Origin of the sequence: Alcaligenes sp. SMD-FA (assembly GCF_025960365.1) — a bacterium.
GTDB classification, from domain to species: domain Bacteria; phylum Pseudomonadota; class Gammaproteobacteria; order Burkholderiales; family Burkholderiaceae_B; genus Alcaligenes; species Alcaligenes aquatilis.
The window spans coordinates 1,059,037-1,079,769 of record NZ_CP110108.1 but is presented as its reverse complement, the minus strand read 5'-3'; the positions used below and the strand labels follow the sequence as shown (position 1 = coordinate 1,079,769).

At 56.5% G+C, this 20,733-nt stretch carries 20 protein-coding genes and 2 tRNA genes; 11 read left to right on the top strand and 11 right to left on the bottom strand.

The features are described 5' to 3' along the window. Positions 1–20 precede the first annotated feature (20 nt). The 7 genes from OKX01_RS04995 to OKX01_RS04965 all read right to left on the bottom strand — a co-directional run bounded on the left by OKX01_RS04995 (position 21) and on the right by OKX01_RS04965 (position 9,644). The gene (locus OKX01_RS04995) at positions 21–1,706 is read right to left on the bottom strand and encodes an ABC transporter ATP-binding protein (protein WP_249461431.1); all 1,686 of its coding nucleotides are present in this window, start codon (positions 1,704–1,706) and stop codon (positions 21–23) included. After that, on the bottom strand, positions 1,703–3,157 hold the full coding sequence (locus OKX01_RS04990; protein WP_094195930.1) for an ABC transporter permease: 1,455 nt from the start codon (positions 3,155–3,157) through the stop codon (positions 1,703–1,705). Before OKX01_RS04990 ends, OKX01_RS04995 begins: the two co-directional genes overlap by 4 nt. A gap of 7 nt (positions 3,158–3,164) precedes the next feature. After that, on the bottom strand, positions 3,165–4,142 hold the full coding sequence (locus tag OKX01_RS04985) for an ABC transporter permease (protein ID WP_230019140.1): 978 nt from the start codon (positions 4,140–4,142) through the stop codon (positions 3,165–3,167). Continuing rightward, on the bottom strand, positions 4,142–6,328 hold the full coding sequence (locus OKX01_RS04980) for an ABC transporter substrate-binding protein (protein ID WP_264672570.1): 2,187 nt from the start codon (positions 6,326–6,328) through the stop codon (positions 4,142–4,144). Before OKX01_RS04980 ends, OKX01_RS04985 begins: the two co-directional genes overlap by 1 nt. Then, positions 6,322–6,894 (bottom strand): thermonuclease family protein, encoded by a 573-nt coding sequence (locus OKX01_RS04975; RefSeq protein ID WP_264672569.1) that lies wholly within the window; start codon positions 6,892–6,894, stop codon positions 6,322–6,324. The genes OKX01_RS04980 and OKX01_RS04975 overlap by 7 nt, the downstream gene beginning before the upstream one ends. 102 nt (positions 6,895–6,996) lie before the next feature. After that, complete coding sequence (locus OKX01_RS04970; protein WP_094195927.1) at positions 6,997–8,598, bottom strand: acyl-CoA dehydrogenase family protein; 1,602 nt, start codon at positions 8,596–8,598, stop codon at positions 6,997–6,999. Between the two features lie 41 nt (positions 8,599–8,639). Further along, the gene (locus tag OKX01_RS04965; RefSeq protein ID WP_125276953.1) at positions 8,640–9,644 is read right to left on the bottom strand and encodes a magnesium and cobalt transport protein CorA; all 1,005 of its coding nucleotides are present in this window, start codon (positions 9,642–9,644) and stop codon (positions 8,640–8,642) included. A gap of 92 nt (positions 9,645–9,736) precedes the next feature. On the opposite strand from OKX01_RS04965, the gene OKX01_RS04960 reads away from it, so the two are divergent. The 7 genes from OKX01_RS04960 (at position 9,737) to OKX01_RS04930 (ending at position 14,417) form a co-directional block, all read left to right on the top strand. After that, positions 9,737–10,117, top strand: coding sequence for a DUF423 domain-containing protein (locus OKX01_RS04960; protein ID WP_094195925.1), 381 nt, complete (start codon positions 9,737–9,739; stop codon positions 10,115–10,117). Between the two features lie 58 nt (positions 10,118–10,175). After that, complete coding sequence (locus tag OKX01_RS04955; protein ID WP_264672568.1) at positions 10,176–11,213, top strand: adenosine deaminase; 1,038 nt, start codon at positions 10,176–10,178, stop codon at positions 11,211–11,213. Further along, the gene (locus tag OKX01_RS04950) at positions 11,206–11,823 is read left to right on the top strand and encodes a DNA-3-methyladenine glycosylase (protein WP_094195923.1); all 618 of its coding nucleotides are present in this window, start codon (positions 11,206–11,208) and stop codon (positions 11,821–11,823) included. The genes OKX01_RS04955 and OKX01_RS04950 overlap by 8 nt, the downstream gene beginning before the upstream one ends. A 58-nt stretch (positions 11,824–11,881) precedes the next feature. Beyond that, positions 11,882–12,196 carry an I78 family peptidase inhibitor gene (locus tag OKX01_RS04945; RefSeq protein ID WP_094195922.1) on the top strand — a complete coding sequence of 105 codons (315 nt, stop codon included), beginning with the start codon at positions 11,882–11,884 and terminating at the stop codon, positions 12,194–12,196. A gap of 6 nt (positions 12,197–12,202) precedes the next feature. After that, complete coding sequence (locus OKX01_RS04940; RefSeq protein ID WP_121738412.1) at positions 12,203–12,610, top strand: PaaI family thioesterase; 408 nt, start codon at positions 12,203–12,205, stop codon at positions 12,608–12,610. Between the two features lie 179 nt (positions 12,611–12,789). Continuing rightward, positions 12,790–13,389 carry an NAD(P)H:quinone oxidoreductase gene (gene wrbA, locus OKX01_RS04935; protein WP_094195920.1) on the top strand — a complete coding sequence of 200 codons (600 nt, stop codon included), beginning with the start codon at positions 12,790–12,792 and terminating at the stop codon, positions 13,387–13,389. A gap of 14 nt (positions 13,390–13,403) precedes the next feature. Continuing rightward, entirely contained in the window at positions 13,404–14,417 is a 1,014-nt protein-coding gene (locus OKX01_RS04930; RefSeq protein WP_108727937.1) for a glutathione S-transferase family protein, read from the top strand. Here the strand turns inward: OKX01_RS04930 and OKX01_RS04925 are convergent. Then, positions 14,411–15,580 (bottom strand): alpha-hydroxy acid oxidase, encoded by a 1,170-nt coding sequence (locus OKX01_RS04925; RefSeq protein ID WP_094195918.1) that lies wholly within the window; start codon positions 15,578–15,580, stop codon positions 14,411–14,413. The two genes, OKX01_RS04930 and OKX01_RS04925, sit on opposite strands and share 7 nt — an antisense overlap. A gap of 275 nt (positions 15,581–15,855) precedes the next feature. Here OKX01_RS04925 and OKX01_RS04920 point away from each other — a divergent pair. The 4 genes from OKX01_RS04920 (at position 15,856) to OKX01_RS04905 (ending at position 17,274) form a co-directional block, all read left to right on the top strand. Then, positions 15,856–15,932, top strand: a tRNA-Arg gene (locus OKX01_RS04920). Next, the gene (locus tag OKX01_RS04915) at positions 15,905–16,093 is read left to right on the top strand and encodes a hypothetical protein (protein WP_264672567.1); all 189 of its coding nucleotides are present in this window, start codon (positions 15,905–15,907) and stop codon (positions 16,091–16,093) included. Before OKX01_RS04920 ends, OKX01_RS04915 begins: the two co-directional genes overlap by 28 nt. 425 nt (positions 16,094–16,518) lie before the next feature. Next, positions 16,519–16,595, top strand: a tRNA-Arg gene (locus OKX01_RS04910). A 343-nt stretch (positions 16,596–16,938) separates the two neighbouring features. Next, complete coding sequence (locus tag OKX01_RS04905) at positions 16,939–17,274, top strand: hypothetical protein (protein WP_264672566.1); 336 nt, start codon at positions 16,939–16,941, stop codon at positions 17,272–17,274. Between the two features lie 83 nt (positions 17,275–17,357). Here OKX01_RS04905 and OKX01_RS04900 read toward each other — a convergent pair whose 3' ends face one another. Genes OKX01_RS04900 through OKX01_RS04890 form a run of 3 tightly spaced genes read right to left on the bottom strand, consistent with a single transcriptional unit; the run spans position 17,358 to position 20,234 of the window. After that, positions 17,358–18,794, bottom strand: coding sequence for an NAD(P)(+) transhydrogenase (Re/Si-specific) subunit beta (locus OKX01_RS04900; protein ID WP_094195916.1), 1,437 nt, complete (start codon positions 18,792–18,794; stop codon positions 17,358–17,360). Further along, positions 18,791–19,111, bottom strand: a complete 321-nt coding sequence (locus OKX01_RS04895) for an NAD(P) transhydrogenase subunit alpha (protein WP_009457776.1) — start codon at positions 19,109–19,111, stop codon at positions 18,791–18,793. Before OKX01_RS04895 ends, OKX01_RS04900 begins: the two co-directional genes overlap by 4 nt. Positions 19,112–19,115: 4 nt before the next feature. Beyond that, positions 19,116–20,234: an NAD(P) transhydrogenase subunit alpha gene (locus OKX01_RS04890; RefSeq protein WP_264672565.1), complete on the bottom strand. Its 1,119-nt coding sequence runs from the start codon at positions 20,232–20,234 to the stop codon at positions 19,116–19,118. Positions 20,235–20,733 lie beyond the last annotated feature (499 nt).

The following is a 20,733-nucleotide window of genomic DNA, read 5'->3' as shown; positions in this document are numbered from 1 at the left end:
GCAAGTACGGCATGCGCGGCTTAACGGGGCACAGCGGCCAGCAGACGCTGCGTCAACTCTTCCTGTGGATGGAACAGAACCTGCTGCGCACTGCCCTGCTCTACGATACACCCCTTGGCCATAATAGCAATTCGATCGGCTAGATACTCCACAACCCCGAAATTATGGGTAATGAACAAATAAGCTAACCCCAGCTCCATTTGCAATTCACGCATCAAATCCAGAATCTGCGCCTGCACGGACACGTCCAGGGCCGAGGTCGGTTCATCGCAAATCAGAACAGCAGGTTCAACCGCCAAGGCGCGCGCAATCGCAATGCGCTGGCGTTGTCCACCTGAGAACTCATGCGCGTAACGATCCAGGGCGTTCTTGGGTAGACCGACTTGCTCCACCAACGTTTCAATTCGTTTGCGACGCGCCTTGGCATCCAGCTCGGGGCGCAAGGCAGTCAGGCCTTCCAAGAGAATATCGCCCACCATCATGCGCGGGTCCAACGATCCATATGGGTCCTGAAAAATGATCTGCAGACGTGAGCGCAATTGCCGCAAGGCCTTGCCTTTTACTTGCAGAATATTCTGCCCCTGCATGTGCACCTGACCACTGATCTGCGCCTGGTGATCCAGCAAACGCATCAAGGTACGTGCAACCGTGCTTTTACCGCAACCCGATTCACCAACCAAAGCCAGGGTTTCGCCCTTGTGCAGTTGCAGACTCAAGTCTTTGACCACGGGGATTACGGGCAAGCGTCGCCACCAGGAACCGGCCTGTTTGTAGGACACAGACAGGTTCTGAATATCCAGAACCAGCTCTTTGCCGCTACTGCGCGGCGCTACGGCTTCAATAGGCGCAATGGCGCGGGACAAGGGCTGCCCACGTTTTTCAAAAGTGGGAATGGCATCGAGCAATTCACGAGCATACGGATGGCTGGGACGCAGAAAGAACTGGCTGGCCAACCCGGCTTCCACAATTTGCCCGTGCCGCATCAAGGCCACATAGTCGGCGTATTGCTTCACCAGCAGCAAATCGTGCGTAATCAGTAAAATAGCCAGGCCCATCTCTTTCTGTATATCGGCCAGCAACTGTAAAATCTGTGCCTGAACCGTCACATCCAGCGCAGTAGTTGGCTCATCGGCCACCAGCAAATCAGGCTCTGCCGCCAAGGCAATCGCAATCATGATGCGTTGCTTCTGGCCGCCGGAAAACTGGAACGGAAAATCATCGTAGCGCTGGGCAGCACCGGGGATGCCGACACGCTCCAGCCATTGAATAGCCCTTGCCCTTTCCTGCCCCGCAGGAGCCACAGCATGACGACGAATCACCTCGCTGATCTGCCGGCCAATGGACATGACCGGATTCAGGCTGGTGGACGGCTCCTGAAAAATCACACTGATGCGTTTGCCACGCACATCCTGCATGTGTTGCTCAGGCAAAGGCGGCAACTCCAGTCCATCCAAGGCAATGTGACCGGACTGCATCCAGGCAGCTTCCGGCAAGAGACGCAGGATCGCCATCGCTGTCATGCTTTTGCCGCAGCCGGACTCCCCCACCAAGGCAAAGGTTTCACCACGCTGCACAGCCAAAGACAGATTGCGTACCACGCTTTGCACACCGGCATCAGACTGCACGCGCAGTTCCAAGCCCTCGATATTGAGCACGGCAGGCGTTGCAGAGGGCTTCACGGCGCAGTCGTTCTCAAGCTCACTCATACTTTGGCTCCTCCTGGGCGACGTACTCGCAACGTCTTGAATCGGCGGGTACGAGGATCAAAAGCCGTTTGCACCGCATCGGCAAAAATGTTCGCGGACAGAACCAGCCCCAGCATCATCACAAAAGCCCCGGCCAAACCCCACCAGATAATCGGGTCGCGGGACAGTTCGCTGCGGGCGGCATCAATCATGCGTCCAAAGGAAGGCATGCTGGGGTCCACGCCTATGCCCAGATAGGACAGCACCGCCTCGTACAGCACCAGACCGGAGAACTCCAGAATCAGAGTGATCAGCACAATGTGCATCACATTGGGCAGGAGGTGACGAAACATGATGCGCAAATGGCCTACGCCAAAAGCCTGAGCGGCCTGCACATAGTCCAGCTCGCGCAGTTTCAACACCTCGGCACGCAGCAGGCGGCACAGGCCCGCCCAGCCGGTCAGGCCCAGAATCAGACACAACATGAACAAACGCAGGTCGGCACGGGCAGCCACGGTGTCGAAGCTATCGGGATGGGTGTCGATATAAACTTGCATCATCAACACGCAGGCGGCAATCAACAAGACGCCGGGAATGGAGGTCAGCGTGGTGTAAATGTATTGAATGACATCATCGACCCAGCCCCGGAAGTATCCGGCGGCCAAGCCCAGGATAATGGCAGGCGGCAACATGGCAAAGGTGGTCAAGGTGCCAATCACCAACGCGGTACGCACGCTTTTCAAGGCTTGCCAGATGATGTCGTTACCTGTGCGGTCCGTACCCAGCACGTAGTAATTCGTGCTCAGGCTCAGAACCAGACACAGCAGTATCACCAGTGCGCAAGCGCTGAACCAGACAAGCCGCCAATTCACCAAACCCTGCCCCTGCCACCAATAACGCCATGCCGCCCCCCAGCCTGCTTCCATCGATTGCTTGCGCCCCCAAAGCGTCAACAAGAAAGCCAGCACCACACTGGCCAGCAGCCCCCAAGACAGGCCTTTCAGACTGAGTCGGAGAAGGTCCTGTCGGTGCTCCTGAGGCGTGTCCATCCCAACCCCGGCATTGACCAGGCGCGGGAAGTCGCGCACGGGCTTGCCGTCAATCAACATGCTTTCCTTGGTCAACTGAAAGCGGGCCAAGGGAGCCGAATACGTCTTTTCAACTTTTGTCAGACCCGCCGCTTTCAAAACATCATCCAGTGCCGAACGAGCTACAGGCGCATAACTGGGTGTGCTGGCCTCCTGCCCCGGGGCCGCTGGCAAAAGCGGCCGATAGTGAATGGAGTCCAGCAGACCAAGCAGCAGAAAAAAGACCAGAAAAACAGCGGCACACATGGCCGATGGCGTACGTGCCACACTGGCCCAGGCCGAGCGCAAGGCGGGACGCTTGACGACACGCCAGGTATAGACCGCCATGGCCAGAAACAGTGCCAGCACAAAGGTATCGGTCCAGAGAAAGACGAACTGTGGCATGGCGGGCTCAGCTGAAACGAATGCGGGGGTCGACCAGGGTGTAGGAGATATCGGCCAGAATCAAACCGGCGATATAAAGCATCGATCCTAAAAACACCATGGCACGCACAATGGAAAAGTCCTGGGCATTGATGGCATCAATGGTGAAACTACCCAGACCCGGAATACCAAAAAAAGACTCGGAAATCAGACTCCCCATGAACAACAAAGGCAAGGCCGATACGGTGCCCGTCAAAATGGGCAATAGCGCATTGGGCAACACGTGACGGAACAAAACTGTAGATTCGGTCAAGCCCTTGGAGCGCGCCGTACGAACATAGTCACGACTGGCCTCCTCCAGGAACAGGCTGCGATAAAAACGCGATTCCGCCCCGATGCGTGACAAAATTCCCACCAGTACCGGCAAGACCAAAAAGCGCCAGTTATCCATCCCTTGCACCCAGCCCGAGAACGGCACCCAACGGAGCACCCGCGCAAACAGCCACTGCCCGGCAATGATGTAGAACAGCCCTGAAATGGACATCAGTACTACGCACAGCACGACGGCTGAAAAGTCCAGTCGGGTTCCCCGGAAAAACACCATCAGCAAGGCAAAGCTGATGCACACCCATAAACCCAAAAAGAAGGTGGGCAGGGCCAAGGCCAGACTGGGGCCCATGCGCTGTTTGATCTGATAGGCAATATCCTGCCCTTGATCAGACAAGCCAAAGTCCAGACGCAGCAAGGGAACCGAGCGTTCGTAGAAGATCGTGTCGGTCAACGCTTTGCTGCCCTCGGCTTGAGCGTTATAAAACAGCGGCTTGTTATAACCACGTTCTGCCTTCCAGTTTTCAATCGCCGTCTGGCTGACGCGCTGCCCGCCAATGGACAAACGGGCCATATCATCGGGCGTATTCACGGCAAAAAACAGCACAAAGGTCAGCAGATTGACCCCGATCAGAATCAGCACGCCATACAGAATGCGCCGCAGCATATAGGAAAACATCAGTCTTTCTCCTTGCGCAAAGCCACACGGCGACGACGCGCCTGAGCCTGCGAGCGCACCACCCACGCCAGAATCAAAGCCAGCAAGCCCAACGGAATAGCAGGCCACCAGACGGGGCGATTCCAAAGGTCAATGCGCTCGACGCGCTGTTCAGGGTCGATACGGTAATACTGGATGCTGTCGCGCACCATCATGGACGGCTTGGCATTGCGTACCCAGCTTTGGTATGCACCGCCCGCATTGGGGACATAGCCAAACATCCAGGGAGCATCGTGCTGAACCAAATGAATCATCTGCTGCACCACCGCCTGCTTGTCCGGGCCGTCATTCAAAAAACGCATTTGCTCGTACAGACGATCAAACTCTGCGCTTTGATAATTGGCGGCGTTTTCACCCCCAAAATCTTTCTTGGCTTGAGGGCCGTACAACAAGGTGAAAAAGTTTTCGGCATCCGGGTAGTCGGCTACCCAACCCCACAGGAATATCTGCGCCGCGCCACGCTTCATCTTGTCCTGAAAACGGTTGTAGTCGGTGGCACGTACTTCCAATTGCAGGCCCACTTGGGCTAATTGACGGCGCATCCAATCCACCGTGGCATCCGAACCCATCCCCATCATGGAGTCGTAATACAGGATCAAGGGCTTACCGGTTCGACTGTCCCGTCCATCGGGATAACCGGCCTGCCGCAACAAATCACGGGCTTCGTCCAGGCTGCGGCGTTTCACCACACCATTGTCCCTGGTGTAGACATAAGGGTTGGCGCCCTGGGGCAAGGGCTGATAACCCGGCACGCCCGGCGGCAAGGGGCCATGCGCGGCTTGCCCTTGGTCATTCATAAAAATGGAGACGTACTGCTCCCAGTCGAACACAATGCTGATAGCCAAACGCAGCTTGCGGTTTTTCTCGAACTGCTCGGGTGTGTCGCCCTGGCCGACCACTGGGTCGTGCCAGTTAAAGCCCATATAAAACAATTGCGCTTCGGGAGCCGTACGCAATTGCAAACCGCGCTCCTGATACAGATTGGCTTTGTCGACGGAATCCTGTGCCGCTACGGTCATGGCCACGCCATACTCGCCCCGCTCCACCTGCGGAATGTCGTAATAACCTTGCAGGAACTTGCCCATCAAAGGTACGCCCTCTTTTTCCAAAGAGAACACCACTTTGTCCAGGAAAGGCATGGGTTTACCACAATCTTCCAGCAAACCGGCTGCTTGATCACCCGGCTCGCCCACGCACGGGTAGGGCTCACCCCGGTAATTGGGATTGCGGCTCAACACATGGCGGCGGTTGGTCAGGGACTCCGTCAGCATGAATGGGCCCGTACCCACCGGCCAACTATCCAGCGTCAGGTTGTGCTGTGCCATGCGTGGCTGGCTATAGAAACGCTCGGCCTCCCAAGCCATAGGAGCAGTGAAAGTCATGGCTAGCCAGTACTTGAACTGCGGATACTTGCCATTGACCTCAATACGCAGCGTGTGCTTGTCCAGGGCGCGCACACCCGGCAAGGTAAAGGGGCGCAAATCCAGCCATTGAGGACGCGGCTCCTGCTTGTCAATACGGGCCAGTTCTTCACTGAACTCCTTGAAGCCCCGGATATGCTCGGCCATCACCCCCAAGGCAGGCGAGGCCAAACGCGGACTGGCCAGACGCTTGAAGGCATAAACGTAATCGTGAGCCGTCAGTTCTCGCGAGCCGGTATGGGCAAAGTCGGCAATGCTAAAGGCGTCACTCAAATCCGGCGCCCGCATGGGGTAGTAACGGAACTCACCCTGCTCATCCAAGGCAAAGGCCGGATGTGGCTGAAAGCGAATGCCTTGCTTGATCGGAATGTCGTAACGGCTGATGGCCACCTGCTCACCCGGCGCATCGGCTGGCAGACGATGACCTTGCGCGTCCAGATACACCGGGTCTACCAGCTCGGCCGCCGTCTTGGGGATCAGGCGATACGGCCGATCCAGATAGTGGTAGCCGTACAGCGGCTCGTAAATCGAATAGGTAAATGGGGTCTCGTCACCGGAATAGGACAAAGCCGGATCCAGGTGATTGGGAGAACGAGTCGTGAATGCGCTGTACAGCGTGTTTTCCGCTGCGCTTTCTTCGTGATAAGGGCTGTTCACGGGCTTGGAGCAGGCTGCCAATCCGACACACAACAGGGCCAGCCCGACCCACCGCCAAGTGCTTAACATTGCCCTTGCCGCCAGCAGTCATAGCGCCATTTCCATGGCGGCACAGGATTGGGTTCGGACCAGATGCCAACGCGGTCCTCTTGGGCTTCGCGCTCCAGCCCGTCAATGCGCGGGTCACGCAGGAAGCGGCCACGCTTTTCCCGGTTCGCCATTGCCATACCGGCACGCACCAGTTTCTGATTAGCGGTTTCACCATCGGCCAAGGGCACATCGCATACCGCACGACCATGGCGATCGCTCTCATAGCAAGACAGGGTCAATTGCTTGCCGGACACTAAATCCGACAAGAAGCGTCGCGAGGCCACCGCAAAGGGCTGGCCAGGGCGACGGCTGTCTTTCGTGGTTTCAGGGGCATCAATACTGGCCAGGCGCACACGCACCTGCTTGTTATTACTGGGCAGAATTGTCAGCGTATCGCCATCCGCCACCCGCACCACGCGCCCAGTCAACTCGAAGTTTTGAGCCTGAACAGGCAAGGCCCAGACAGCCATCACAGCCGCCATGCCAGCACAAACGGCTGTGCGCCGAGTCAAAGAAGAAAAGCCGGACAGGGAAAACACAGTCATGATGCGGACAACACTCCAGGCGAGTAGCAGAAACTAGGCTAACAAATTATAGATACTGCGCACCGCCTGTCCAGAGCAATGTCCCTAGTAGGCAGGCCCGCGTCAAGACGCTTGCAGGCGGGGCCAGCTGCGGTGCAAATACCAGCAAGCCTGCTCCACGCCCTCCACCCCGAATACGGCAGCGGGCCCTTGTTGTAAACGATGGGTCGTGAACAAGTCTGCGACGGCATCGGGTGCTACTTGGCGCATCAAGCAGGATTGATACAGGGTAAGCAGTTTTTGCGTCCAGACACGGCCGCCAGCCTGGGAGACTGCGCTCAACACCTCCTGCGCCGCCTGCCCCAGTTCCGCATCATCCCCCGTGCGGGCACGCAAGTCCGCCTGCAAGGCCTCCCATACGCCTTCCTGACTCAAGGCGCGCTGCACATCCAGGCACATCACATTGCCTGAGCCTTCCCAAATGGAATTGACGGGAGCCTCGCGCAACAAGCGCGGCATGGGGCCATCCTCGATATAACCGTTGCCGCCCCAGGTTTCCATGGCTTCGGCACACAGGGCGATGGCCCGACGGCATACCCAGAACTTGGCGGCTGGAGCCAGGACACGCAACACGGACTGCGCGACAGGATCGTTGACCCGCTCTTGCAGGTCCACCAGAAACAGGGCCAGATGGGTGGCGGCTTCGCTTTCCAGACTCATATCCAGCAATACCGCCTGCATCATGGGCTGATCGATCAATTGTTTACCAAAGCAGCGTCGATGCTGGCAGTAGTGCAAAGATTGCACCAACGCCTGGCGCATCAGGGCCGCACTGCCCAGCACGCAATCAATACGGGTACGAGCTGCCATTGCGGCCAACAAAGCAATACCACGACCGGCCTGGCCCACACGCCAGGCCAGAGCGCCATCAAAATCAATCTCGGCACTGGCATTGGAACGATTACCCAACTTATCTTTCAGCCTGCGTATATAGCGGCGATTCAAACCGTCTTCGGTATAGCGCGGCATCAGGAAGCAGGAGAACTGCTCGTGCTCACGGGCCAGCACCAGATGTCCGTCCGCTTGTGGCACAGATAAAAACCATTTATGGCCATAAACACGAAAAGCCTGCCCATCGGGGTGCGCTTCGGTGGTGCAACCACGCAGATCAGAGCCGCCCTGCCTTTCTGTCATGCCCATGCCCAGCAGCACACTGCTCTTTTCTACCATCTGTTGGCTGGACGAATCGTACTGATTGATATCCAGCTTGGCCGCCCACTCCTGAAACGGGTCAGACTGCAATAAAGGCGCAGCGGCGCGCGTCATGGTCAAGGGACACAAAGTGCCCGCCTCGATCTGACCATGCAGGTAAAAACCCATGGCCCGTAGCAGGTGCTGGCCGGGCTGGGGCTGATGAGGCCAGATATGCAAGCCCTGCTCCATGCCCAGGCTCAGCAAATGATGCCAGGCGGGATGAAAATCCACTTGATCAATTCGCTGCCCTTGAGCAGACCAACCTCGCCATTGCGGCGGCTGCCGATTGGCCAAGGCTCCTTGCTCACGCCAATAGGCAGAGCCCAGTTTCTGACCATAGTCGGCCAGACTTTGCCGGGCCTCTTGGCAGGCCAATTGAGATTGCCAATGTTGTAGGGCCGGATCCTCGCCAAACAGATCATCATCCATCAAATCCGGCACCTGATTCTGTAACTGCTGTTCCAGAGCCATCTCGCCTCCTTGATTTCGGCCTTGTCGCTCTTTGCTTCAGGCTAGAGCCATTTGGCCTTTTTGAATTTCCAGTACAAAAATCCGCACACGCTGCCCATCAAGCCCAAGGCCATGGGGTAACCCAGCGTCCACTCCAGTTCCGGCATGTACTTGAAGTTCATGCCATAAATCCCCGCCACGGCAGTTGGCACGGCCAGGATAGCGGCCCAAGCGGCCAGCTTGCGGGTGGTATCGGTTTGCTGCATCTGCCCGATCATCAACCCGCCTTCAAAGGCAAAAGCCAGGGCTTGTCGCTGACTATTAATAAACTCAGCCGTGCGCGCAATACGGTCTGAAACCTCAGCAAAATAGGCCCTGCTTTCCGCATCGACATATTCAAGTTCGATACGCGACAAGCGACGCGTCAATTCGGCCAGCGGCGACACTGCCGTATGGACACGCAGCAAGTCGCGCCGTAAGCGATAAATACGCCGTACATCGTTTTCCTTGAAACCTCGAATCAGGAATTGCTGCTCAATGGCTTCTACGGCTTTTTCGGTTTGCTCCAACGAAGTCTGATACTGGTCCACAATCAAGTCCAGCAGCTCCGAGGCCACAAAGTCGCTGCCCCGCGCCAGCAAAGCGGGCGTACTTTCCAGGCGGGCGCGCAAGGGCAGGTAATTGCTGTTGGAACCACGGCGCACCGTCAGCAACAAACCGTGGGCAATCAAAATCTGTGTCGTACCCAACAGCGGGCGCAAATCCTTCAGGCCCAGCGTCACCGCAACCACAATCAGGCAATTACTGAACTCCAGCAGCTTGGGACGGCGATGAGGAGCAATCAATTCTTCAACAGCATTGTCTGGCAGACCCAGTTGCGCCCCCACCTCGCGCAAGGTGGCCTCACTGGGGTCTTTCAAGCCAATCCAGATAAAACCATCCTGCAAGGGGTCATGCGCAGCAAGGTGATGAATATCCAAAACCTGAGCTGGCTGGCCAGACTGATAGCGATACGCGGCCACCACAACATCTTGTTCCTCTGGTGGGACCGGAGCTATTTCTTGCATGCTGTCTCCTTACAGACAAAGCCCGTTTTTTTGTTCGATAATAGCACTGGCCTGCCTGCGCGCTGCGACGGCAGCGACTTGCAAGGAAAGACATGAAATCACGATCCATCCTGTGCCTGGGCGCACTGATTCTGGCTCTGGGCGTCGGCCTGGGCGCGTTTGGTGCTCACGCCTTGCGCGCCATGGTTGACGCATCGGCCCTGGCGACCTGGCATACCGCCGTGCTGTATCAATTACTACATGGCCTGGGCCTGCTGCTGATTGCCGCGTTAGGCTCGCAGCTAAATACAGCCTGGCAATCCCGCAGCGCCATTCTGATGCTGGCTGGCGTGCTGATTTTTAGCGGCAGCTTGTACATTCTGGTGCTGAGCGGCGTGAAATGGCTGGGGGCCATTACCCCTATTGGCGGGGTGGCCATGATCCTGGCCTGGCTCTTTCTGGCAATAGCCGCCTGGCGTGGCAAGGACACCTGACCCCAGAGCCTACGCCTTCGTATAATGGGGCGCATAGTGTGCTTAACAGGAGCGCCCCGTGTCTGATTCCGCTTTTTCTTTACGCGAATTTACCCGCCAACTGCCCAAGGCTGAACTGCACCTTCATATTGAAGGCACGCTGGAACCGGACTTGATTTTCAAGCTGGCCCAGCGCAATCACATTACGCTGCCCTATCCCGATCAGGCCAGCCTGCAAGCCGCCTATCAGTTCACCGATCTACAGTCCTTTCTGGACCTGTATTACGCAGCGGCCGGCGTCCTGATCACCGAGCAGGATTTCTTTGACATGACTTGGGCCTACTTTCTACGCGCCCAGGCCGATGGCATTGTCCATACGGAAATCATGTTTGACCCGCAAACACACACCGCACGCGGGATTGCCATGGAAACCGTGTTTGCCGGAATTGCCCGCGCCGCCCGCCAGGCCAAGTCTGAGCTGGGTATCAGTAGCTATCTGATCTTGAGTTTCCTGCGTCACCTGAGCCAAGCCGATGCTTTTGCCACGTTGGACGCCGCCCTGCCCTTACGTAATCAGTATTCCGACCTATGGATTGCGATTGGCCTGGACTCCTCGGAAAAAGGCAACCCGCCCGCCAAATTCGAGAAGGTCTATGCCCGTTGCCGAGAACTAGGTTTCCGGCTGGTCGCCCATGCCGGTGAAGAAGGCCCGGCCAGCTATGTCCGCGATGCCCTGCAACTGCTGAACGTGGAACGCATCGATCATGGCGTCCGCAGCCAGGACGACCCGGCCCTGATGCAATACTTGGCCGACCACGCCATTTCCTTGACAGTCTGTCCCCTGTCCAACATCAAGCTCAAGGTTTTTAACAGCCTGCACCAGCACAACTTGAAGCACTTGCTGGATCGCGGCCTGAATGTTTGCGTGAACTCGGACGACCCGGCCTATTTTGGCGGCTACCTACTGGACAACTATATGCAAAGCGCCCAGGCCCTGAATCTGCAGCAGGCTGATTTGCGTACCCTGGCAGCCAATAGCCTGCGCTCCTCCTTTTTACCCAAGGAGCAAAAACAGACCTGGTTAAACAAGCTGGAGCAGATTCCCGGCAATGACTAAGTCCGCGCTGCATCTGCCAAGAGCCTTCTTTGCCCGCGATCCACGTTACGTCGCCCTGGAATTGCTGGGCAAAACCCTGGTTTTGAATGACGAACGCGGCAGGCGCTGTGCCACCATTGTGGAAACCGAGGCTTATTTGGGCCCTCAAGATCAGGCTGCCCACAGCCGGCGCGGCATTACCGAGCGCACACGGCTGATGTTTGGCCCGGCTGGCTATGCCTACGTGTATTTGATTTATGGCCTGCACCACTGCATGAATATCGTCAGTGGCGTGCCGGGCGACGGCACAGCCGTCTTGCTGCGGGCAGCGCAATGGACCTGGCCCCAGGATGGCCCCTCCCTGTCTGGCCCGGGGCGTCTGTGCAAAGGACTGGGTATCGACAAGGCCTATAACGGTGCCGATGCGTGCGCCCCTACCTTGCATCTACTGGACGCTCCTGCTCTGCCGCCAGAGCAAATCCTGATCGGCCCACGTATTGGCGTGGACTATGCAGGAACCTGGGCCAAGGCCCCCCTGCGCTACTCGATTGCCCGGCATCCGCAGGTATCGGTCAAACCGGGCAAAACCACCACAAAACGCAGTGTCAAAGGCCTTAAACGCCCCGCGTAGAACAGGTATTATTAATCCTTCACGCTGAATGCGTATCAGCTGCTTTTAAGGATTTCCCATGCGACTTTCCGTACTACTTAGCGTCCTTCCCGCCGTTTTGCTGGCAGCTTGCACGGCCACGGGTAATAGCGCACAAACAAGCTCGACCTCTTCGTTCAGCGACGCCCCTGTTGGCCTGTGCAATGCGGACGCCTTGAGCCCTGCTGGCCAGACCGCCAGCCAAAGCCAGGTCGAGCGCCTTGTTAAACAAGCCGGTGCTGCGAAAGCTCGCGTACTGGCCCCAGACCGCATGTACACCACCGACTACGACCCAAGCCGCCTGAACATCCGCGTAGACGAACAAAACAACATTATTTCTGTTTACTGCGGCTGATCCCCAATGACTCACGACCAAAGCCAACATTTGCTGGACACGCTGTTCGCCCCCTGGGTGCAAGCCCTGAAGCTGCGCGTAGAAAACCTGAGCGAAGACGGCGTTGTATTGCGCCTGCCTTTCTCGGATCAACTGACACACGTGGCCGGCGTGGTTTGCGGTCAGGTCTATATGGCTGCGGCCGATACCGCCATGGTGCTGGCCGTCAGCCAAAGCCTGGGCGAGTTTCGCCCCATGACCACGGTTTCGCTGAACACCAGTTTTGTACGCCCGGTCAGCCAAGGAGATGTGCTGGTTCACGCCCAAGTACTGAAACGTGGCAAAAGCATGGTCTTTGGTGATATCAAACTGCTGGACGAACAAGGCAAGCTGGTGGCTCACGCCACCACCACCTACGCCCTGTTACCAGGCTGACTTTGCCCGGAACTGCCGCTTGCTTAGCAAGACAGACTCTGACACAAAACAGTGCGCCCAACGGTTTGTCAGAGCAGGCTTTGCCCGACTATCATCGTCATAGCACATGTGCCCCAGCCTAGCCGTGGGGCCGTTACCCCGCCCGATTCCTTGTTGATCGCTTTACTGGAGAAGTTCAAATGGCAAAAGTCCTGGTTCTCTATTACTCCGCCTATGGCCACGTAGAAAAAATGGCTCAAGCGGTAGCCGAAGGTGCACAAAGCGCTGGCGCGACGGTGGACATCAAGCGTGTCCCCGAACTGGTCCCGGAAGCGGTGGCCCAAAAAGCGAATTTCAAGCTGGATCAAGACGCTCCGGTCGCCACCATTGCCGACCTGGAAAACTACGACGCCATTATTGTGGGCACCGGTACCCGTTTCGGACGCATCAGCTCGCAAATGGCCAGTTTTCTGGATCAGGCCGGTGGTCTGTGGGCGCGTGGCGCACTCAATGGCAAGGTAGGCGGTGCCTTTACCTCTACCGCCACCCAACACGGTGGGCAGGAGCTGACGCTGTTGTCCATTATTCATAACCTGATGCACTTTGGCATGATCGTGGTGGGCCTGCCCTACAGCTTTGCAGGCCAGACCCTGATCAATGAAGTCACTGGCGGCAGCCCTTACGGTGCCTCCACCATTGCCGGTGGCGATGGTTCGCGTCAGCCCAGCCAGAACGAACTGGACGGCGCGCGCTACCAAGGCCGCCATATCGCTGAAATTGCAATCAAGCTGAAAGGCTAAAACGGAGTACACAGATGGGCATGATGATAGATGGACAATGGCACAGCAACGAGCCTGTCAGCAGCACTCAGTCCGATACCTTTCAACGTGCCCAATCTGCCTTCCGGGACTGGATTACGGCCGATGGCGGCCCCGGCCCGGAAGGCCAGGCAGCGCAGCCTGCCCAGGCCAACCGCTATCACCTGTATGTTTCGCTGGCCTGCCCCTGGGCACATCGCACCTTGATCATGCGCGAACTAAAGGGGCTGCAAAAGCTGATTTCGGTCTCGGTGGTAAACCCCATCATGGACAATCAAGGCTGGACCTTTGAACCGGCCGATGGCGTGGTGCCGGACCCAGTCATGGATGCTCAATTCCTGCATCAGCTCTATGCCAAGGCAGACCCACAATTTACCGGGCGCGTTACCGTGCCCGTGCTGTGGGACAAGCAGCGCGGCACGATCATCAATAATGAGTCGGCCGAGATCATGCGTATTTTCAATAGCGCATTCGATACCTTGGGGGCGCGCAGTCTGGATATGGCACCTGCCGAGCTGCTGGGTGAAATCGACCAGATCAATGCCCATGTATATGACACCGTCAATAACGGAGTCTACAAAGCAGGTTTTGCCCGCTCACAAGCGGCCTACGACACCGCGGTTCACGCCCTGTTTGACAGCCTGGATGGACTGGAAGCCCGCCTGAGCCAGCAACGCTATCTGGTCGGTACGCAACTGACCGAGGCTGACTGGCGACTGTTTACCACCTTGATTCGCTTTGATCCCGTTTATGTCGGCCACTTCAAATGTAATCTGCGCCGTCTGATTGATTATCCGAATCTATGGAATTACATGCTGGAGCTGTACCAAATGCCCGGCGTGGCCAGCACGTTCAACCTGGATCACATCAAGATCCACTACTACCGCAGCCATCATCAACTGAACCCGAGCGGTATCGTGCCGGCCGGCCCGGTGCTGGACCTGAACGGGCCCCACGGACGCGGTCATTTGCCGGTCCAGCCAGGGCCCTTGCATATCGGTCTTCAGTAACCGGGACGATCAAAAATATCGGGATTGAGCAAGATGGAGCGGTCTACCTGATTGATATCGGTACGACCGCAAAAAGCCATGGATACATCCAGCTCATTGGCCATCAGTTTCAGTAGGCGGGCCACCCCCGCCTGACCTGCTGCACCCAAGGCATACAGGAAAGCACGGCCAATCATGGCGCCTTGGGCACCCAGGGCTCGGGCGCGCAACACATCCTGACCACTGCGGATTCCCCCATCGACCAGCACCTCAATCTTGTCGCCCACCGCCTTGCTGATCGCAGGCAGGCAGGAAATTGATGACGGTGCGCCATCCAACTGACGGCCACCGTGATTGGACACGATCAAGGCATCGGCGCCGCTATCGACGGCGTAACGGGCATCGTCCGCATCCATAATGCCTTTCACAATCAGCTTTCCGCCCCAGGCATTCTTGATCCACTCAATGTCTTTCCAGTTCAAGGTCGGGTCGAACTGCTCGGCAGTCCAGGTCGACAAGGAGCGCAGATCCGACACGCCCTTGGCGTGACCGACGATATTGCCAAAGCTGCGACGGTGCGTACGCAACATATTGCGGCACCAATAAGGCTTGGTCGCCAGATTCAGCAAATTAGGAATGGTCAGACGCGGGGGTGTGGTCAGGCCATTTTTGATGTCCTTGTGACGCTGGCCCAGCACTTGCAAGTCCAAGGTCAACACCAAAGCCGAGCAATTGGCGGCTTTGGCACGCGCGATCAGGTTCTCAATAAAGCTGCGATCACGCATCACATAAAGCTGAAACCAGAACGGGGCGCGGGTCGCCTGAGCCACATCTTCCAGCGAGCACACGCTCATGGTGGACAGGGTGAAAGGAATGCCAAAATCCCGTGCGGCCAAGGCTGCCAGCATTTCGCCATCAGCATGCTGCATACCCGTCAGACCAGTGGGAGAAATTGCCACGGGCATGGCCACATCCTGACCCAAGAGCTTGGTCTTAAGGCTGCGATGGTCAATATCTACCGCCACGCGCTGTTTGAATTTCAGTTTGTGAAAATCCTGCTCGTTCGCATGATACGTTCCCTGCGTCCAGGAGCCGGAATCAGCGTAGTCATAAAACATCTTGGGCACGCGGCGTTTAGCCGCCAGGCGGAAATCTTCAGTGCAGGTAATTTTCGACAGATCCATGACATTGGGCTCCAAAACAATGGCGTAATAATGCGGCTTTGTTTCCTGTGGGGCAAGTCATCCGAAGCAGACTGTTCGAAGTTTCTTCCTTCTCTATTTTTCTGCGTGAGCCCAATCATGAACGTGACCAGTCCCGGTCAGGGCTACAAGCCTTGCGCCTGGCGGCTTTCCAGCGTTTCCCTATACCGAGAAATCCAAAAAGAGACTATTTTGCTAAAAAGAACCGATATTTTGGTGACAAGTCAAAATGGTCGTGCTATAGTTCTACTTCTTTAGCGGCTGTAGCTCAGTTGGATAGAGTACTTGGCTACGAACCAAGGGGTCGTGGGTTCGAATCCTGCCAGCCGCGCCATATTCAGTAAAAAAGCCATTTCTTCGGAAATGGCTTTTTTGCTTTCTGCTCGGATATCAGGCGGCAAAAAGTTTCTCTACACGGCCGAACGGCACTCATGCCTGCACCCACAACAACAACAACAACAACAACAACAACAACAACAACACGAGCAGGATTAAACAAAAAAATGAGCACTACCGGTCATGGCTTTATATAGCCAGGAACGGCTCCTTCACAGCCTTATCGTCTTTCTGACAACGCAATACCTGCAGCATCCCCAAACCCGTCGTGCACCCATGCCGTCACGGGAACGGCATAGCTCCATCCACCCGCTTTCCACCAGCATTCTGCAAACCACGCTTTGATGGTATTGGCGGCAATACTCAGGCCGTCAAACGCTCCAGCGAGGAGATAATCCTCGTCAAAGGCATCCGCAGCTTAAAAACACTACACAGTGTCAGGTTAAATCCGCCTCACCTTGCGTCACAACCCCGCCAACACCTTATTTTCTGGTCTTTTCAGAAAAATTTTGCCTTTATTTCAAGAAAAACGCTTTTTAGGCTTGTCATCCAGATAAATAATCTGCTATAGTTTCACTTCTTTAGCGGCTGTAGCTCAGTTGGATAGAGTACTTGGCTACGAACCAAGGGGTCGTGAGTTCGAATCTTGCCAGCCGCGCCATATTCACGTTGGTTTCTTTACTGAAATTAACGACCAGAGTTAGAACTCGTGGGATAAAACCCAATGGATGAGACTCTGAAAAGATCAGCCCTGATGACATTGTCATCAGGGCTTTTTCTTTGCCTCCCGCTTTCTTTTCTCCCCCCACTACTCACCCACCAACAGATCAAATCCCTGTCACCGAAAACCGGGCACAATATCTATTGCACTTACTTGCCCCCCAAGGGCCTGAATCGTACAGGGCCAAGCGGTGTAAAGTAGCGACTTCCGCCAGATAGGACCTCCCCGCCCCTGCCAGCCCACACAATCTGCGCGGACCTCTTCTTATTCGACAGGATTGACCATGTTTGAGCGCACAAAACTTCTTTTGCCTTTAGCGGCCCTCCTTCTGGCCAGCACCAATAGCTACGCCCGGGACAGCAGCCCTGCCATTCAACTGGCCCAAATGGGCGGAGCCATGCATGCTGCCGCCGAAGTGTGCGGTGACTACAGCCAGGCCCAGCTTGATGAGATGAAAAAACAGCAGAAATCCTCTATTCAAAGCATGGGGCTCAATGACGAGGACTTTGACAAAGCTTTTGAGCAAGGTGTGGACCGGGGTCATCAGGATCTACAGAAAGCCACAGCCGAACAACGCCAGCAAATGTGCGAGCAGTTGCGCTCCGGCCCCAAGTTCTGAGCTCACCCTACCCAACAAGAAAGCGCTCTGGCCCGCAAGGAACCAGAGCGCTTTTTTACTGCCTGCGCTAAAACTGAAAGGGTTTACAGCGCTTTGACCATGTCTTCGATAGTCTTTTTGGCATCGCCAAACACCATCATGGTCTTATCCATATAGAACAGTTCGTTATCCAGACCGGCATAACCAGCAGCCATGGAACGCTTGTTCACGATCACGGTTCGAGCTTTGTAGGCCTCCAAAATTGGCATACCCGCAATCGGCGAAGCCGGATCGTTTTTAGCCGCTGGGTTGACCACATCGTTGGCCCCCAGCACCAGCACCACATCGGTCTGAGCAAACTCGCTATTGATGTCGTCCATTTCAAAGACTTGCTCGTAAGGCATTTCCGCCTCGGCCAGCAAGACGTTCATATGGCCAGGCATACGACCGGCCACCGGATGAATGGCGTAGCGCACATTCACACCCTGGCTGGTCAGCTTGTCCGACAACTCTTTCAAAGCGTGTTGAGCACGAGCCACGGCCAAACCGTAACCGGGCACAATCACCACGGACTCAGCATTGCTCATCATGAACGCGGCATCTTCAGCACTACCGGATTTCACTGAACGACTGCCCTGATCCGCAGCACCCGCAGCCGCTTCCGGATTGGCACCAAAACCGCCCAGGATCACGTTGAAGAAGGCACGGTTCATGGCCTTGCACATGATGTAGGACAGAATCGCACCGGAGGAGCCCACCAGCGAACCGGCAATGATCAGCATGGAGTTGTTCAGGGAGAAACCAATCCCTGCGGCCGCCCAGCCCGAGTAGCTGTTCAGCATGGACACCACCACGGGCATGTCTGCCCCGCCAATCGGAATGATCAACATCACGCCCAGCAGGAAGGACAAGGCCAGCAGCACGCCAAAGGCCCACCATGCCTGGGTCATCACAAAGATCACACCGCAAGCCAGGGCCAACAGCCCCAGCAGCAGGTTCAGCATGTGCTGACCTTTGAAGGTGACAGGTGCGCCCTGGAACAGTCGAAACTTGTACTTGCCCGACAGCTTGCCAAACGCGATCACCGAACCGGAGAAGGTAATGGCACCGACCAGCGCGCCCAAAGCCAGCTCCACACGGTTACCCATAGGCAGAGCCACCTCGGCCGAACCAATCCCGAAGGCCACCGGCTCCAGCACCACGGCAATCGCAATGGCTACCGCAGCCAGACCAATCATGCTGTGCATGAAGGCCACCAGTTCCGGCATCTTGGTCATCTCGACACGACGCGCCATGACGGTGCCCAGCACGCCACCAATCACCAAACCAATCAGAACCCGCAGCAAGCCAGAGAGCTCTTTACCTTCAGGGGCCAGGCTATAAATAAGCACAGCGGTAGTGGCAATGGCCAAGGCCATCCCCACCATGCCGAACAAGTTGCCACGACGCGAGCTGGCCGGATGCGACAAGCCTTTCAGGGCCTGAATGAAACACACCGAGGCCAGCAAATAGCACAAGGTAACGGTATTCATGGAAATCATGACTGCCCTTCCTTGGGCGTATTTTTAGCGCCCTTCTTTTTGAACATTTCCAACATGCGGCGGGTTACCAGGAAACCACCAAACACGTTGACCGAGGCCAGCGCGGTGGCAATAATGCCCATCGCCTGCGCCCAAGGGCTTTCGGTCAGGGCCGCTGCCAACATCCCACCCACAATAATGATGGCCGAAATCGCGTTGGTCACCGCCATCAAGGGCGTGTGCAAAGCGGGTGTCACTGTCCAGACCACGTGGTACCCCACGTAGATGGCCAGCACAAAGATGATCAGGTTAATGACCAGGGGAGAAATAATATCCATGGCGTCAGGCTCCCTGCTGTGGAAAGAGTCGTTTGCCAGCCTGTACAACGCGGCTGGCATTCACAATGTCGTCGTCCGCAGGGATATGCAGCTCGTCAGACTGATCCTTGAGCATCAAGCCCAGGAACTGTTGAATATTGCGTGCGTACAAGGCAGAGGCATCCGCGGCCACACGGGCCGGGAAGTTGGTCTCGCCCACCAGGGTCACGCCATGTTTTTCCACAATCTGATCCGCCTCGGTCAAGGCGCAGTTACCGCCACGGGCCGCGGCCAGATCAACAATGACCGAACCCGCTCGCATGGACTGCACCACATCCTCGGCAATCAGACGCGGAGCAGGGCGCCCCGGAATCAATGCCGTGGTGATGATGACGTCGGCCTGGGCGCAACGTGCCGCCACCACCGCCGCCTGCCGTTGCAACCAGGAAGCGGGCATGGGACGAGCATAACCGCCTACCCCTTGCGCCGCCTCACGCTCTTCATCCGTCTCGTAGGGCACGTCAATAAACTTGCCACCCAAAGACTCGATCTGCTCACGCGCGGCAGGACGCACGTCAGAGGCTTCCACCACCGCCCCCAGACGACGTGCTGTCGCAATCGCCTGCAAACCGGCCACACCCGCGCCCAGCACCACAACTCGGGCTGCTTTGACGGTGCCCGCCGCGGTCATCATCATGGGGAAGAATCGGGGATATAAGGTGGCCGCTTTCAGCACTGCGGCATAACCGGCAATATTGGCTTGTGAGGACAGAACGTCCATGCTTTGCGCCCGCGTAGTGCGCGGGATCAGCTCCAGGGCAAATGCCTGGCAGCCCGAAGAGGCCAGCCTGTCCAGACCCTCGCTCTCGTAAGGGTCCAGCATACCGACGACCACATGCTCGGCACGTAAACGTGCCGAATCAACATCAGCCGGGCCCACTACCAGCAGCACGGTGGCTTGATAGGGATCGCCTATCGTTGCCCCTGCTGCCTCGTAGTCAGCATCCGAGCTGGCAATACCCTGTCCGGCACCCGCCTCGATAATCACATCATGGCCCGCCTTGCGGTAAGCCTTGATGGTATCGGGCGTGGCCGCTACCCTCTTTTCCCCGGTCCCCCGGGGGCTTAGTACACCCAGTCGCATCTTCAATCTCCAGTTAATTAACTAACTTCTATGATCTCTGACGACGTGCAGTACCCGGATGGGTGAGTCTGTCCCCCAAGGGGACACGACCCAACAACCTCTCCGGCCCGGTCTGTGTCTGTCCACAACACCGGAACACCATCTATAAATTCGGATGTGCATGAGCAGGCCTATTGCAGACCTGCTTGAACAGGATAAATACCTACCCCGTTGTATCCCTCTCCCACCCCTGCCTTTTGCAGGAAACCACCATTCTTTTTGAACTCACTATAAGGGCCTTTATTTGACACAAGAAACCCTAACTCGCACTAGACCGCTTTAGACGAAAAAGCAAGACACATTACTACCACCTGATTATCGCAATAGGATGCTTGTTCTACGGATTTTTTTTGCTTACCTGCCCGGTAACACTGATGCAATCAGCCTTTGCCTTGGACTTAGACGCCTGATAATTAAAACTACAAGTATTGGCCTGCTGCTAAGATAGCAACTTCTTATA